The organism is Achromobacter sp. NCFB-sbj8-Ac1-l (assembly GCF_052695805.1).
In genome coordinates, this window is sequence record NZ_CP199812.1 from 6,076,922 (window position 1) to 6,092,130 (window position 15,209).

The 15,209-nt window shown below is 65.3% G+C and carries 14 protein-coding genes; 10 read left to right on the forward strand and 4 right to left on the reverse strand.

The window, feature by feature from the left end; genetic code table 11:
- Nucleotides 1-3: 3 nt before the first annotated feature.
- Nucleotides 4-933, reverse strand: a complete 930-nt coding sequence (gene rsmI / locus ACUDP5_RS27870) for a 16S rRNA (cytidine(1402)-2'-O)-methyltransferase (protein ID WP_263914847.1) — start codon at nt 931-933, stop codon at nt 4-6.
- Between the two features lie 69 nt (nt 934-1,002).
- On the opposite strand from rsmI, the gene ACUDP5_RS27875 reads away from it, so the two are divergent.
- Genes ACUDP5_RS27875 through ACUDP5_RS27890 form a run of 4 tightly spaced genes read left to right on the forward strand, consistent with a single transcriptional unit; the run spans nt 1,003 to nt 3,337 of the window.
- The gene (locus ACUDP5_RS27875; RefSeq protein ID WP_263914846.1) at nt 1,003-1,479 is read left to right on the forward strand and encodes a YraN family protein; all 477 of its coding nucleotides are present in this window, start codon (nt 1,003-1,005) and stop codon (nt 1,477-1,479) included.
- A gap of 30 nt (nt 1,480-1,509) precedes the next feature.
- Nucleotides 1,510-2,103: a phosphoheptose isomerase gene (locus tag ACUDP5_RS27880; RefSeq protein ID WP_263914845.1), complete on the forward strand. Its 594-nt coding sequence runs from the start codon at nt 1,510-1,512 to the stop codon at nt 2,101-2,103.
- Complete coding sequence (locus ACUDP5_RS27885) at nt 2,100-2,846, forward strand: BON domain-containing protein (protein ID WP_263914844.1); 747 nt, start codon at nt 2,100-2,102, stop codon at nt 2,844-2,846. Before ACUDP5_RS27880 ends, ACUDP5_RS27885 begins: the two co-directional genes overlap by 4 nt.
- Nucleotides 2,843-3,337: a peroxiredoxin family protein gene (locus ACUDP5_RS27890; RefSeq protein ID WP_263914843.1), complete on the forward strand. Its 495-nt coding sequence runs from the start codon at nt 2,843-2,845 to the stop codon at nt 3,335-3,337. The genes ACUDP5_RS27885 and ACUDP5_RS27890 overlap by 4 nt, the downstream gene beginning before the upstream one ends.
- A 165-nt stretch (nt 3,338-3,502) precedes the next feature.
- Here ACUDP5_RS27890 and ACUDP5_RS27895 read toward each other — a convergent pair whose 3' ends face one another.
- On the reverse strand, nt 3,503-4,291 hold the full coding sequence (locus tag ACUDP5_RS27895) for a MetQ/NlpA family ABC transporter substrate-binding protein (RefSeq protein ID WP_445657775.1): 789 nt from the start codon (nt 4,289-4,291) through the stop codon (nt 3,503-3,505).
- Between the two features lie 335 nt (nt 4,292-4,626).
- Here ACUDP5_RS27895 and argB point away from each other — a divergent pair, with 335 nt between their 5' ends.
- The 6 genes from argB to ACUDP5_RS27925 all read left to right on the forward strand — a co-directional run bounded on the left by argB (nt 4,627) and on the right by ACUDP5_RS27925 (nt 11,953).
- On the forward strand, nt 4,627-5,529 hold the full coding sequence (gene argB / locus ACUDP5_RS27900; protein ID WP_199168706.1) for an acetylglutamate kinase: 903 nt from the start codon (nt 4,627-4,629) through the stop codon (nt 5,527-5,529).
- A complete protein-coding gene (locus ACUDP5_RS27905) occupies nt 5,529-6,275 on the forward strand; it encodes a pyrimidine 5'-nucleotidase (protein WP_263914841.1) in 747 nt (248 codons plus the stop codon). Before argB ends, ACUDP5_RS27905 begins: the two co-directional genes overlap by 1 nt.
- A gap of 54 nt (nt 6,276-6,329) precedes the next feature.
- Nucleotides 6,330-6,905, forward strand: a complete 576-nt coding sequence (gene slmA, locus ACUDP5_RS27910) for a nucleoid occlusion factor SlmA (RefSeq protein WP_025141016.1) — start codon at nt 6,330-6,332, stop codon at nt 6,903-6,905.
- A 287-nt stretch (nt 6,906-7,192) separates the two neighbouring features.
- The gene (locus ACUDP5_RS27915) at nt 7,193-8,686 is read left to right on the forward strand and encodes an anion permease (RefSeq protein ID WP_263914840.1); all 1,494 of its coding nucleotides are present in this window, start codon (nt 7,193-7,195) and stop codon (nt 8,684-8,686) included.
- A 12-nt stretch (nt 8,687-8,698) separates the two neighbouring features.
- On the forward strand, nt 8,699-9,748 hold the full coding sequence (locus ACUDP5_RS27920) for an Ldh family oxidoreductase (protein WP_263914839.1): 1,050 nt from the start codon (nt 8,699-8,701) through the stop codon (nt 9,746-9,748).
- A gap of 873 nt (nt 9,749-10,621) precedes the next feature.
- A complete protein-coding gene (locus tag ACUDP5_RS27925; RefSeq protein WP_445657682.1) occupies nt 10,622-11,953 on the forward strand; it encodes an IS110 family transposase in 1,332 nt (443 codons plus the stop codon).
- Between the two features lie 183 nt (nt 11,954-12,136).
- On the opposite strand, the gene rodA is transcribed toward ACUDP5_RS27925, so the two are convergent.
- Both rodA and mrdA read right to left on the reverse strand, forming a co-directional pair.
- Nucleotides 12,137-13,273, reverse strand: coding sequence for a rod shape-determining protein RodA (gene rodA, locus ACUDP5_RS27930; RefSeq protein WP_025136560.1), 1,137 nt, complete (start codon nt 13,271-13,273; stop codon nt 12,137-12,139).
- Nucleotides 13,270-15,198 carry a penicillin-binding protein 2 gene (gene mrdA / locus ACUDP5_RS27935; protein ID WP_445657776.1) on the reverse strand — a complete coding sequence of 643 codons (1,929 nt, stop codon included), beginning with the start codon at nt 15,196-15,198 and terminating at the stop codon, nt 13,270-13,272. The genes rodA and mrdA overlap by 4 nt, the downstream gene beginning before the upstream one ends.
- Nucleotides 15,199-15,209 lie beyond the last annotated feature (11 nt).

A 15,209-nucleotide genomic window follows, 5' to 3' on the forward strand; every position in this document is an offset into this window, starting at 1 on the left:
GTCTTACGAATTCTTGCGGGCCAGGGCCCGGTTGTACAGAACGTCCCGCGGCAGCCCGGTGACCTTGGCCGCCACTTTGGACGCATCGCGCAAGGACAGCGTTTCCAGCAAGGCATCCAGCAGCGCGTCGGTGCGCGGGTCGGCTTCGTCGTCGGCCTCTTGGCCGGGCCGGGCGTGCGCGATCAGGACGAACTCGCCTTGTTCGCGGTGCGAGTCCGCCGCCAGCCAGGCCGCGGCCTCGCCCAGCGTGAAGGTGGCGATTTCCTCGAAGCGCTTGGTCAGCTCGCGCGCCACGGTCAGGTGGCGGTCCGGGCCACAGACTTCGAGCAGGTCGGCCAGCGTGGCCGCCAGGCGATGCGGCGATTCGAACATCACGACCGGCGCGGGCAGCGCACACCAGTTGCGCAGCCAACGCTGGCGGGCGACGGCCTTGGACGGCGGGAAGCCGGCAAAGGCATAGGCAGGGTTTTCATCGGTGGTGACCCCGCTGCCCATCAAGGCCGTGATCACGGCGCTGGGGCCCGGCACCGGCACCACGGTGAAACCGGCCTCGCGCACCGCGCGCACCACGCGGGCGCCGGGATCGCTGACGGCGGGCGCACCGGCATCGGAGACCAGCGCCACGCGCTGCCCCTGGGCCAGGCGTTCGCAGATGGCCTGCGCGGCCGCGGCTTCATTGTGGCGATGGGCGGCCATCAAGGGAGTGGTCACCCCCCAGGCGTCCAGCAACGTGCGGCTGGCGCGGGTGTCTTCGGCCGCGATCACGTCGGCGCGTTGCAGCGCGTGCCAGGCGCGCAGCCCCAGGTCGCCCAGATTGCCGATCGGTGTGGCCACCACATACAGCGCCTGCGCAGGCCAATGCTGGCCTGCCACGCGTTCAGCGACGCGGGTCCAGGCATCGCCGGCCACCGGGGGTGAGACATTTTGATTCATTGCTGCCTGCTTACACGGAAAACCATGCCAGTGTAGCCGCCATCGCCGCCCGCTTCCGGAACCCGCCTGATGGATGACACCCTTGCCTTCGAACTGGCCCTGGCCGCCCGCCGGCGCGCCGACAAGCGACGTCGCCGCGCCGCGCGGCGGCCCGATCCATCCGACCGGCCGCCGGCCCGCCGCTCACCCCGCCAACGCACCGGCGACGGCCACGAAGACGCGGCCCTGCGCCTGCTGCAGGCCGGCGGCCTGGTACTGCTGGCCCGCAACCTGGCGTGTCGTGCGGGAGAAATCGACCTGGCCATGCGTGATGGCGACATCCTGGTGTTTGTCGAGGTGCGGTCGCGGCGGGCCGACGCCTTCGGCGGTGCCGCGGCCAGCATCGACCGCGCCAAGCAGGGGCGGCTGGCGCGCGCCGCGGCCCATTGGCTGCCGGAACTGGCCAGGCGCCATTGGCAGGGCGCGGTGCCGGCCGCCCGCTTCGATGCCGTGCTCTTCGACGGCGGCCAGGTTCAATGGCTGCGCGCGGCGTTCGAGCTGGGCTGATTTCGGCTGGCGCGTGAGATAATCGCGCCCATGGATATGACCTCTCGTATGACGTCGCACTTTCGCGACGCCATGGCTGCGTGCGAACAAAGTATGAACGTCCTGGCCGAACCGCTGGCAGTGGCGGTGGACGTGCTATTCGGCGCCTTGGCCAACAACGGCAAGATTCTGGCGTGCGGCAATGGCGGCTCGGCGGCTGACGCCCAGCATTTCATCGCCGAACTGGTGGGCCGCTTCGAACGCGAACGCCTGCCCCTGGCCGGCATCGCCCTGAATACCGATACCTCCATCCTGACCGCGGTGGGCAACGACTACGGTTTCGACGAAGTCTTCGAGCGCCAGGTGAATGCCTTCGGCCAGGCCGGCGACGTGCTCGTGGCCATTTCCACCAGCGGCAATTCGCCCAACGTGGTCCGGGCCATGGAAGCCGCGGCCAGCCGGGAGATGCATGTGCTGGCCCTGACCGGCAAGGGCGGCGGCGTCATGGGGGAACTCATTACGCCGATGGACGTCCATCTATGTGTTCCCAGCGATCGCACGATGCGCATCCAGGAAGTCCATATACTGCTGCTGCACGCGCTTTGCGACGGCATAGACGCTCTTCTGCTTGGAGACACCGAATGATTCCTGACGTCCGAACCGCCGCCCGCCCCCTGCTGCTGGCCGCTGCCCTGTCCGGCGCCGCCCTGTCGCTGTCGGCTTGCGCACCCCTGATCGTGGGCGGTGCCGCCGCCACCACCGCGGTGGTCGTGACCGACCGGCGTACCTCGGGCATCCAGCTCGAAGACCAGAACATGGCCTTCAAGGCCCAGAGCCAGATCTCGCAGAAGCTGGGCGACACGGCCCGCGTCAACGCCATGGCCTACGGCGGCCACCTGTTGCTGACCGGCGACGTGCCCACCGAAGAAGCCAAGTCGCAAGCCACCGCCATCGCCCAGGGCGTCGAAAACGTCAAGCAGGTGGTCAACCAGCTCAACGTCGGCCCGATCGCCTCGTTCGGCGTGCGCTCGAACGACACCTGGCTGACCTCCAAGGTCAAGACCACCCTGATCAACACCAAGTACGTGCCGTCCGGCACCATCGCCCTGACCACCGACCACAGCGTCGTGTACCTGATGGGCAAGCTGACCCAGGCCGAAGGCGATTACGCCGCCAATGCCGCGGCCGATGTCGGCGGCGTCGCAAAGGTGGTAAAACTGTTCGAAACCATCAGCCGCGAAGAAGCCATTCGCCTGTCGAACAGCAGCAAGTCGAATTCCCCTGAAACCAAGGCCCCCATCGAGAACAGCTCGGGCGCAGCCGGCAGCAGCAGCGCCGCCCCTGCCCCCAGCGGTGGCAGCGCCGTTGAAGCCATGCCCATCAAATGAAAAAAGCCATCGTAGCCCTGGCCGTCCTCGTGGCGGTCGGCATTGGCGCCTGGTTCGCCGTGCGCCCTGCGCAGACCGCGCCGGACGTCACTTTCACCACCCTGGAAGGCAAGACCTTCTCCATGCAGGACCTGCGCGGCAAGGTGGTGCTGGTGAAGTTCTGGGCCACCAGCTGCGTCACCTGTGTCAAGCAGATGCCGGAAACCATCTCGGCCTATAACGAGTACGCCGGCAAGGGCTACGAGGCCATCGCGGTCGCCATGAACTACGACCCGCCCAATTTTGTCTTGAACTTCGCCGAAAGCCGCAAGCTGCCGTTCCCGGTGGCGCTGGACAGCAAGGGCGACATCGCTCGCGCCTTCGGCGATATCCGCCTGACGCCCACGGCATTCCTGATCGACAAACAGGGACGCGTCATCAAGCGTTATCTGGGCGAATACGACGTAGCCGAATTCCACGCCACTGTCGAAAAGGCCCTGGCGGCCGGCTGAACCCGGCTCCCATCGCAGCCGCTCGGCCACCGGGCGGTTTTTTTTCGTCCGTGCGTAGCTGGCAGCCGCTCCCCGCCCAGCGGCCATGGCGCATTGCCTGAGCCTCAAAAGAAAACCGCCCGACAGGCGGGCGGTTTGCGCAACAGGGTCTGTCCTCGCGTCGTATCAGAACGCCGGGACCACGGCGCCCTTGTACTTGTCCTGGATGAATTTCTTCACTTCGGCCGAGTGCAGCGCGTTGACCAGCTTCTTGATGCCGGGCGCGTCCTTGTTGTCCGAGCGCGTCACCAGGACGTTGGCGTAGGGCGAATCGGCGCCTTCGATGAACAGCGCGTCCTTGGTCGGCACCAGGCCGGCTTCCAGCGCGTAATTGGTGTTGATCAGGGCCAGGTCGACGTCATCGAGCGAGCGCGGCAGCATGGCGGCTTCGAGTTCGCGGAACTTCAGCTTCTTGGGGTTCTCGACCACATCGGCGGCGGTCGCCAGGATGTTGGACGGGTCCTTCAGCTTGATGACGCCCTGCTTTTGCAGCAACACCAGCGCGCGGCCGGCGTTGGACGGATCGTTCGGGATGGCGACGGTGGCGCCGTCCTTCAGCTCGGCCAGGCTCTTGATCTTCTTGGAGTAACCGCCGAAGGGCTCGACGTGCACCAGGGCCACGGGCACCAGCGTGGCCTTGCGGTCCTTGTTGAAGCTGTCCAGGTAGGGCTTGTGCTGGAAGAAGTTCGCGTCCAGCTGCTTGTCCACCAGTTGCAGGTTGGGCTGCACGTAGTCGCTGAAGACCTTGATGTCCAGATCCACGCCTTCCTTGGCGAGCTGGGGCTTGACCACTTCCAGGATCTCGGCGTGCGGGACCTGGGTGGCTCCCACGACGATCTTTTCAGCGTGGGCGGCGGTGACCGACACCAGGAGGGCCGACGCCACCAGGGCAGAGCGGACGAAGTTCAAACGCATGAGTTGCCTCTTTTATAGGTAGAAATTGGGGGCATATGCCCAGCCGGTGGGGAGATGCCCCCTTGTGAGGGGCGCTCCGTTGTGAAAACGCCCCCAATTTACCCGAATGCCGGTTATTTGTCGGGCATATAAACATGGGTTTAAAGCATAAGAAACCTGTGGGGTCTACAATCCGTCGTATGCTTGCGCTACCGCGTCCCCGACGCGTTCCTGTGCAGGCATTTTTTACTGCGGGACCCCACGCCCCCTCGGGGGGCAACGCCATCGCGCCGTCAGCGGCGCGCGGGCTTCCAACCTCTAACTTTCATACTCTACTTATTGCCGACTTAGCTGCCATGACCGACACCCCCGACCCTGCTGCCGTCTCGTCTCCTGCTGTCAAAGCCGCGGTGCTTTCCGAAGCGCTGCCTTACATCCGACGATTCCACGGCAAAACCATCGTGGTCAAGTACGGCGGCAACGCCATGACGGAAGAGCGATTGCAGCGCAGTTTTGCGCATGACGTGGTGCTGCTCAAGCTGGTGGGTCTGAATCCGGTGGTGGTGCACGGCGGCGGTCCGCAGATCGACGACGCGCTGCGCCGCATCGGCAAGCAAGGCACCTTCATCCAGGGCATGCGCGTCACCGACGCCGAAACCATGGAAGTGGTCGAGTGGGTGCTGGGCGGCCAGGTCCAGCAGGACATCGTCATGATGATCAACGAGGTCGGCGGCAAGGCCGTGGGCCTGACCGGCAAGGACGGCGGCCTGATCCAGGCGCAGAAAAAGCTGATGGCCAACAAGGAAAACCCCTCCGAACCGATCGACATCGGCTTCGTGGGCGACATCACCCTGGTCGAGCCGGCGGTGGTCAAGGCCTTGCAGGACGACCAGTTCATCCCCGTCATCTCGCCCATCGGTTACGGTGAAGACGGCACGGCCTACAACATCAACGCCGACGTCGTCGCCGGCAAGATGGCTGAAGTGCTGGGCGCCGAAAAGCTGCTGATGCTGACCAACACCCCGGGCGTGCTCGACAAGGCGGGCAAGCTCTTGCGCAGCCTGTCGGCCCAGACCATCGACGAACTGTTCGCCGACGGCACGATCTCGGGCGGCATGCTGCCCAAGATCTCGTCCGCGCTGGACGCCGCCAAGAACGGCGTCAACTCGGTGCACATCGTCGACGGCCGCGTGCCGCACTGCCTGCTGCTGGAAATCCTGACCGACCAAGGCGTTGGCACGATGATCAGCTCGCATTGATGCGAGCGCAGCGCACCCTGCTGCGGCCGGCGGTGCGCCAGCGCCGCTCGCGCCGCATGGCCACAGGCGCCCCCGGGCGCCTGTGGTTGTTCGATCTGGACAACACGCTCCACGACACCTCGCACGCGATCTTCCCGCGCATCGACCATGGCATGACCATGGCGGTGGTCGAGGCGTTGGGCGTCGATGTCGACACGGCCAACCAGGTGCGCAAGCAATACTGGAAACGCTACGGGGCCACCATGATCGGCATGGTGCGCCACCACGGCGTGGACCCCCACGACTTCCTGCATCGCAGCCACGACTTCGACGTCAATCCACTGGTGCGCGCCGAAAAAGCGCTGGCCTACAAGCTGCGCCAACTGCCCGGACGCAAGGTGCTGCTGACCAACGCGCCGCTTCATTACGCCCGTGCGGTGTTGCGGCGGCTGGGCATCCTGCGCCAGTTCGACAGTCTGTGGGCGATCGAGCACATGCGGCTGCACGGCGAGTTCCGCCCCAAACCCTCGCCCGCGCTGCTGCGCTACGTGCTGGCGCGCGAAGGCGTGCCGGCGCGCCAGGCCGTGCTGGTGGAAGACACGCTGGCCAACCTGCGCGGCGCCCGTCAGGCGGGGCTGCGCACGGTGCACGTTTTCCACCCCGGCACGCCGTTCACGCGCGGCCGTTCGCAGCGGCCGGCCTACGTCGACTTGCGGGTAAACTCCGTCAGTGATTTGCTGTTGCGCCGGCGTCCCTTGCGGGGATAGCGCCCGGCGCCCTCTTTTCATCCACCGTCAGCCTGCGTAAGACCAGACCCGTCCATGGCGAGCAAACCCGGCGAGCGCAAGACCCAGATTCTGCAGACCCTGGCCGAGATGCTGGAGCAGCCGCACGCGTCGCGCATCACCACCGCCGCGCTGGCTGCCAGGCTACAGGTCTCTGAAGCCGCGCTGTACCGACACTTCGCCAGCAAGGCGCAGATGTTCGAAGGGTTGATCGAATTCATCGAAACCAGCATTTTCACGCTGGTGAACCAGATCGCGACCGCCGAGCCCTATGGCCTGTCGCAAGCCCACAAAACCGTGTCGATGCTGCTGACGTTCTCGGAACGCAACAAGGGCATGACGCGGGTGCTGACCGGCGACGCGCTGGTCACCGAAGACAATCGCCTGCAGGAACGCATCAACCACATCAACGATCGCATCGAAGCATCGCTGAAGCAATCGCTGCGCATCGCGGTCACCGATGGCGGCCTGCCGCCCGAAGCCAACGTCGCCGCGCACGCGAGCCTGCTGACGCATCTGGTGCTGGGCCGCTGGCTGCGCTACGCCCAGAGCGGCTGGCGCGTTGCCCCCACGCTGCACCTGGACGAACAGTTGCGCCTGGCATTGGGCTGATTCCATTCATTTCATAACACGAACGAATTAGACGTTCGTTATCGCCCCCGCCCGAGGCAGCTGTTCGCATTTACGCAACAATTACACGGTTGCGACCACCGCGGGGCGACGAGCATAATGCGCGGGATGGGTTTTCCACAAGCACGAATCTCCACCGGATTGACCCATATCAATACGGGTTTTCCTTAATGCCGTCACGATCATTCTGTAGCGTCGGCACTTCGCTTTGATCACGCCCCTGGCCTGGTTGCGACGTGCCGTCAGTTTGACCTCAACCGGAGATGGATATGACTGCGCCAGCCGCTGTCCCTGCCTCGCAAGCCCCAAAGAAAGCAAAAATCCCAATCGGACTCATCGCCGGTTTCATCGTGATGATCGGCGTGCTGATGCTGCCCTTGCCGGCCGACCTGCCGGTTGCCGGCCACCGCATGTTGGCCATCCTGGCATTCGCGGTGGTGGTCTGGATTACCGAAGCCGTGTCCTACGAAGCCAGCGCGATCATGATCACGACGCTGATGGCCTTCCTGCTGGGTACGGCTCCGACAATCAAAGACCCCGGCGTGCTGTACGGCACGTCCGCCGCCATCAGCATGGCGCTGACGGGCTTTGCCAACTCGGCGCTGGCGCTGGTCACCGGCGCGCTGTTCATCGCCGCGGCCATGACGTTCACCGGGCTGGACCGGCGCATCGCGCTGGTGACCTTGTCCAAGGTCGGCACGAGCACGCGCCGCATCCTGATCGGATGTATCGCGGTGACGATCGTGCTGAGCCTGGTGGTGCCCAGCGCCACCGCCCGCAGCGCCGCCGTGGTGCCCATCATGATGGGTGTCATCGCCGCATTCGGCGTGGACAAGCGCTCGAACATCGCCGCCGGCATCATGATCATCGTGGCGCAGGCCACCAGCATCTGGAACGTCGGCATCCAGACCGCCGCCGCACAGAACCTGCTGACGGTCGGCTTCATGGAAAAGATGCTGGGCCAGCGCGTGGCCTGGTCGGACTGGCTGATCGCCGGCGCACCGTGGTCGCTGATCATGTCGGCCGTGCTGATCATCATTGTGCTCAAGCTGCTGCCGCCGGAAAGCGACAGCATCGCGGGGGGCAAGGAAGCCGTCGAAAAATCGCTGCTTGAACTGGGCCCCATGACCGGCGCGCAAAAGCGCCTGATGGCGGTGTCGGTGATGCTGCTGCTGTTCTGGTCCACCGAAGGCAAGCTGCACAGCTTCGACACGACGTCGACCACCTATTTCGGCCTGGTGCTGCTGATGCTGCCGCGCTTTGGCGTGATGACCTGGAAAGACGTGCAATCGCGTATCCCATGGGGCACGGTGATCGTGTTCGGCGTGGGCATCAGTCTGGGCACCGCGTTGCTGACCACGCAGGCCGGCCAATGGCTGGGTAACCAGGTCGTGCAACACACGGGCCTGGATCACCTGGGACCGCTGGCGATCTTCGCGATCCTGGCCGCGTTCCTGATCATCATCCACCTGGGTTTCGCCAGCGCCACGGCGCTGACCTCGGCCATGCTGCCGATCCTGATCTCGGTGCTGGCCACTCTGCCGGGCGACTTCAGCCGGCTGGGCATGACCATGCTGCTGGGCTTCGTGGTGAGCTACGGCTTCATCCTGCCGATCAACGCCCCGCAAAACATGGTGTGCCTGGGCACGGAAACCTTCAATGCCAAGCAGTTCGCCAAGGTGGGCATCCTGGTCACCCTCATCGGCTACGCGCTGATGATCCTGATGGGCATGACCTACTGGCGCTGGTTGGGCTGGCTGTAAGGAGGCCGCATCATGAAAATCTCTATCGCCCAAGCCAATGAATTCGGACGCCGCGTGCTGGTCGCGCAAGGCGTGCCGGAAGACATCGCCCGCGACGTGGCCGAGCATCTGGTGGAGTCCGACCGGGTCGGCTACACCAGCCACGGCCTGTCGATCCTGACGAACTACCGGCGCGTGCTGGGCGACGGCCTGGCGCAAGCCGACGGCCGCCCCGAGCTGCTGAACGACCGCGGCGCGATGCTGGCGTACGACGGCCACAACGGCCTGGGCCAGCACGTGGGCAAGGTCGTGATCGAAAAGGCGATCGAACGCACGCAGGAACACGGCCAGTGCATCCTGACGCTGCGCCGCAGCCACCACCTGGGCCGCATGGGCCACTATGGCGAGATGGTGGCGGCCAAGGGCCTGATCCTGCTGGCCTTCACCAACGTGATCAACCGCGCCCCCACAGTCGCGCCGTTCGGCGGCGCCCGCGCCTGCCTGACGACGAATCCGCTGTGCTTCGCCGGCCCGCTGCCTGGCGGCCGGCCGCCGTTCATCGTGGACATGGCGACAAGTTCGATCGCGGTGAACAAGGCCCGGGTGCTGGCCGCCAAGGGCGAGCAAGCCCCGCCGGGATCGCTGATCGACGCCCAGGGCAACCCGACGACGGACCCGAACGCGCTGTTCGCGGACCCGCCGGGTGCACTGCTGCCGTTCGGCGGCCACAAGGGTTACGCGATGGGCCTGGTAGCGGAACTGCTGGCCGGCGTGCTGTCGGGCGGCGGCACGATCCAGCCGGAACATCCGCGCAACGGGGTGGCGACGAACAATATGTTCGCGCTGCTGCTGGACCCGCAGGTGGACTTCAATACGGACTGGCGCTCGATGGAAGTGGGCGCGTTCATCGACTACCTGCACGCCTGCCCGCCGCAACCAGGCGTGGACGGCGTCCAATACCCCGGCGAATACGAAGCCCGCAACCGCGCCCTGAACGCAGACTCCCTGGAATTCGACTCCCGCATCTGGGACGGGTTGAAGACGCTGGCGTCGGATCTGGGTGTGGGGGATGCGTTGCCGTAGGTTTTTTGTTTTGTGGTTGTTGTGTACAGGCGGCTCAGGGGTTCTTGAGCCGCCTGTTGCGTTGGGGGCTTGGGAGGGCGGGGCTACGATTGCGGTCCGGAGCCTTCGCTCCGGACTGCCCCTTCGTCATCCTCGTCCTCGCCTTCGGCGACTCCTACGGATTCCCTCGGGCGCATCTACACGCCCCGCCCTCCCAAGCCCCCAACGCAACAGGCTCACAGCAGTTGCAATTTGCCGGATGCCGGGACGGTCAGTGTGCTTGGCGTTTTTGCCAGCGGCGGGGGGAAGAGAGAGATCTTGCGGGGCTCGCCCCAGGCCGGCCGCGCGGGCGGCCTTTTGGGGCTTACACGCCGTCTTGCGTCGTAGCACTGCGGGCTATGCGCCTGACGCGCAAGCAGCATCGAGCACCACCACCATCAGCGCGCAGCGAACACCGTCACGACGCACCGCAATGCGAAAGCCCCAAAAGGCCGCCCGCGCGGCCGGCCTGGGGCGAGCGACGCAAACCCCACCGCCCCACCCCGCTCTAGCGGCATGCCATTTCTGCACACTCGTAGCCGAGGGCGAGGGGCTTCGTGGTGGCGGGCAACCTCGATGCGCCCGAGGGAATCTGAAGCCCAATAGTCGTCATGCACGACACCCGTGACGAAGAAACTTTCTCCGTGGCATCGGCTGTGGCAAGGTGGAATGCCGCCAAGTAAAGACCGACCTTCCAGTGGTGCGTGTTAGCGCACGCCCGTTCTGAAGCATGGCCCCGGGTGACGTCACCGACATTGGTGAGCACACGCATAGCGCGTACATCCCGTTTGAGAGAGTGAGTACAACGACGTACCCATGCCTGGCGGCATTCCGTTTGTGATCATGGAGCAAGCCATGTCCCTGCGCAAGTCTGTTGCACCCTTAACCCTGGCCCACCCCGATGCCGCAGGCATCGACATCGGCTCGGCCAGTCACTTTGTCGCCGTGCCTGCCGACCGCGATGAGCAGCCCGTTCGTGAGTTCAAGAGCTTTACTGCCGATCTCTATCGCCTGGCGCAGTGGCTCAAGGACTGCGGCATTACCGCGGTCGCCATGGAGTCCACCGGCGTCTACTGGATCCCCTTGTACGAGTTGCTCGACAGCCAGGGCTTTACTGTCTATCTGGTCAACGCCCGGCACGTCAAGAACGTCTGCGGCCGCAAGTCCGACGTCCTGGACTGCCAGTGGTTGCAACAGCTCATGAGCTACGGCCTGCTGGCCAGCGCCTTCCGGCCTTCGGACCAGATCTGCGTCTTGCGCGAGTTCTCGCGCCAACGCCAGATGCTGCTGGCCTCACAGGTGCGCCACGTGCAGCACATGCAGAAGGCGCTCACGCAGATGAACATCCAGTTGACCCAAGTGCTCTCGGACGTCGTCGGGGTCACCGGCCAGGCCATCATCCGCGCCATCGTGGCCGGCGAGCGTGATCCCCACGTCCTGGCCCGCCTTAAAAAGCGCCAGGTCAAGGCCAGCGAAGACGATATCGCCGCAGCCCTGCAAGGGACCTGGCGCCATGAGCACCTGTTTGCGCTACGCCAGGCACTTGCCCTGTACGACGCGTATCAGAGCCAGCTCGATGAGTGCGATCAGCTCATCCAGACTGAGCTGCATAAGCTACAGCGCCATGACGGCGACCCAGGCAAGTCCCAGCGTCGCTGGCCCAAGAAGGCCATGGCCTTCGACCTGCGCACGCACCTGTTCGCCCTGTGCGGCGTGGACCTGACCCGCATCAATGGGGTCGATGAAATGACCGCCTTCAAAGTCCTGGCCGAGGTCGGGCCTGATATGACCCGCTTCCCCACATCCAAGCACTTCGCCTCTTGGCTCGGGTTGTGCCCGGGGACACGGATCTCCGGGGGCAAGGTCCTGAGCAGCGCCACCAAGCGCTCGCCAAACCGCGCCGCCCAAGCCCTGCGCCTGGCCGCCGCTGCGTTGCGAACAAGCCAGTCGGCCTTGGGTGCCTATTACCGACGGCTGTGCGCACGCCTGGACAAGCCTCGCGCCATCACCGCTGCGGCCCACAAGTTGGCTCGTCTGATCTACGCCATGCTCACCAAAGGCACCGAATATGTCGACCAGGGAGAGCTGTATTACGAGGAACGCTACAAGCAGCGCGTCATGCATCACTTGACCAAGCGCGCCCAGGCGATGGGCTATAGCCTCACGCCACTTCCCGAGACTCCGTGAAAAAACCCCAAACAAATCAGCAGCTTGACGGGAGTTTCTTGAGAGGGAAGGCCGAAGGCCTGGACGAAGATGACGAAGGGGGGGGCCGCCTAGGCAAGTCCGGAGCGAAGGCTCCGGACCGCAATCGTGGGCGCCCGCCACCACGAAGCCCCTCGCCCTCGGCGACCTACGAAGACAACGCCTTTAAGTCTTAACCGACCTATGCCGACTAATACTCATCATGATCCCGAATGCGATGCCCATGGTGAATAGGGCTGTGCCACCGTAGCTCATGAAGGGGAGTGGCACGCCCACCACGGGCAGGATGCCTGTCACCATGCCGACGTTCACGAACACGTAGATGAATAGCATCATCGTCAGCGCGCCGGATAGCAGGCGGCCGAATTGGGACGAGGCGCGGGAGGCGATCGTCAGGCCGCGGGCCATCATCAGGCCGTACAGCACCAAAATTGCGATGCCGCCATACAGGCCGAATTCCTCGGCGTAGACCGCGAAGATGAAGTCGGTCGTGCGTTCGGGGATGAAGTCCAGGTGCGTCTGCGTGCCCTTCATGTAGCCCTTGCCGTACACGCCGCCCGAGCCCACCGCGATCATCGACTGGATCGTGTGGAAGCCCTTGCCCAGCGGGTCGGAGCTGGGATTGAGCAGCGTGCAGACGCGGTGCTTCTGGTAGTCGTGCAGCACGACCCAGTTGACGTCGGGTTCGCAGAGCTGGTCTTCGTAGTAGACCAGCGTGCCGATGCCGATGATGCCGGCCAGCATCACCGGGACCAGCAGCTTGAATGACAGGCCGGCGAAGTAGATGACGAAGAAGCCGGCGCCGAACACCAGCAGCGCGGTGCCCAGGTCGGGTTGCAGCACGATCAGGCCGAACGGCGCGGCCAGCATGGCGGCGGCGGCCAGGAAGTCGCGGATGCGCACGGCGCCCTCGTGCCGCTGGAAGTACCAGGCCAGCATCATGGGCACGGCGATCTTCATCATTTCAGAGGGCTGGATGCGGGTCACGCCCAGGTTCAGCCAGCGCGTCGCGCCCTTGCTGGTCTCGCCGAAGAATTCCACGCCCAGCAGCAGCACCACGCCCACCACATAGAACGGCAGCGCCAGCTTCATCAGCCATTTGGGCGGGATCAGCGCCATGATCCACATGGCAAAGAACGCGATGATGAAGTTGCGCGACTGTTCGGCGAAGCGCCAATCGGTGCCGCCCACCGCCGAATGCATGACGGTCAGGCCCAGCGCGGCGAACATCATCAGGATGGCCAGCAGCGGCCAGTCGAAAGCCGTGAAGACGCGCAACAGGATCAGGCCGAGACGCTTCATGGTCGGCGCACCACGTCGGAAGTAATGGTTTCAACGGTGGCCAACGGCGCGTTGCGGTCCGGCCGCACGATCTTGTCCTGCCGATCCTTGGCCAGCCAGTAATCGAACACCTTGCGGGCGACCGGGGCGGCCACGCTGGCGCCCCAGCCAGCGTTCTCGACGATCAGCGAGACGGCGATGCGCGGGTGTTCGAGCGGCGCGAAGCCCATGAACAAGGCGTGGTCGCGCAGGCGTTCGTCGATGGCGCTGGCGCGGTAGTGGCCGCCGCGCAGGCTGAACACCTGGGCGGTGCCGGTCTTGCCGGCGGCCTGGTACGGCGCGTTGGCGAAGGCGCGGCGGGCCGTGCCGGCACGGACCACGTCGGCCATCGCGTTCTTGATGACATCGACGTTGGCCTGCTTGAGCGGGATGCGGTAGTCGGGCGCGGACTCGGTGGGCTTGGCCACGCCGGTGCGCGGGTCGCGTACCGCGTGCACCAGGTGCGGCCGACGGTACAGGCCGTTGTTGGCCAGCGTGGACGTGCCCTGGGCCAGCTGCAGCAGCGTGAAGGCGTTGTAGCCCTGGCCCACGGCCACCGAAATGGTTTCGCCGGCGTACCAGCGCTGGCGGTCCTTGTCCTTGTAGGCGGAACGTTTCCAGTCGGTGGACGGCAGCACGCCGCGCTTCTCGCCTTCGAGGTCGATGCCGGTGATCTGGCCGAAGCCGAACTGCTTGGTGAAATCGTGCAGCGCGTTCACGCCGATTTCGGGGCCCAGCGAATAGAAGTAGGTGTCGGAGGACACCACGATCGCCTTGTGCATGTCGGTCATGCCGTAGGCCGCGCCGCCGGCATTGCGGAATTTCTGGCCGCCGAATTCGTAGTAGCCCGGGTCGGAGATGCGGTCGGTGGCGCGACGCTTGCCCAGTTCGAGCGCGGCCAGGCCCACGAAGGGCTTGTAGGTCGAACCGATGGGATAGGTGCCGTAAAGCGGGCGATTGATCAGCGGGTGGTCCGGCGATTCGTTCAGCATGCGCCAGTTGTCCACGTCGATGCCGTCGACGAACAGGTTGGGGTCGAACGACGGCTGCGACACGAAGGCCAGCACTTCGCCGGTGTCCGGGTCGATCGCGACCAGCGCGCCACGCTGGCCCTCGAAGGCCTCTTCGGCCACCTTCTGCAGGCCCAGGTCGATGGACAGCATGATGTCTGAGCCGGGCACGGGGTCAATGCGGCGCAGCGTGCGCATGGGGCGCCCGCCGGCGGTGACTTCGACTTCTTCCAGGCCGGTGCGGCCGTGCAGGGCTTCTTCCCAGGTTTTTTCGATACCTTTCTTACCAATGACATCGGTGCCACGGTAATTGCCCAGGAGACCTGCGCGTTCGAGTTCTTCGTTGTCGCCTTCGGCGATGCGGCCGATGTAGCCCACCACGTGGGCGGCCGACACGCCTTGCGGGTATTCGCGGACCCAGCGGGCGCGCAGCTCGACCCCCGGGAACTGGAAGGCATGCGCGGCGAACCAGGCGGCCTCGGTTTCGTTCAGGTTGTTGCGCAGCTGCAGGCTGGCGTAGCGGCTGGATTCAGCCGCGCGGCGCTTGAAGCGGCGCTGGTCGGCCGGGCTGATGTAGACGACCTGCGTCAGCCGCTCGAACAGCGCGGTCATGTTGCCGGCCTGGGCGGGCACCACTTCAAGTGTGTAGGTGCGGTAGTTGCGCGCCAGCACTTCGCCGTTGCGGTCGAGGATTTCGCCGCGGCGCGGCGGGATCGGCACCACCGCGATGCGGTTGCGGTCGGCGCGCTCGGACAGGCCTTCGTAGCGGTCGACCTGCAGGTACCAGAACCGGCCCACCAACACACCGAAGCAGGCCAGCGCGAACACGCCGCCCACCCAGGCGCGCAGGCGGAAACGCTGCTTCTGCTGCTGGCCGGTTTTCTTGAATTCGAACATGAAGCGGCGCC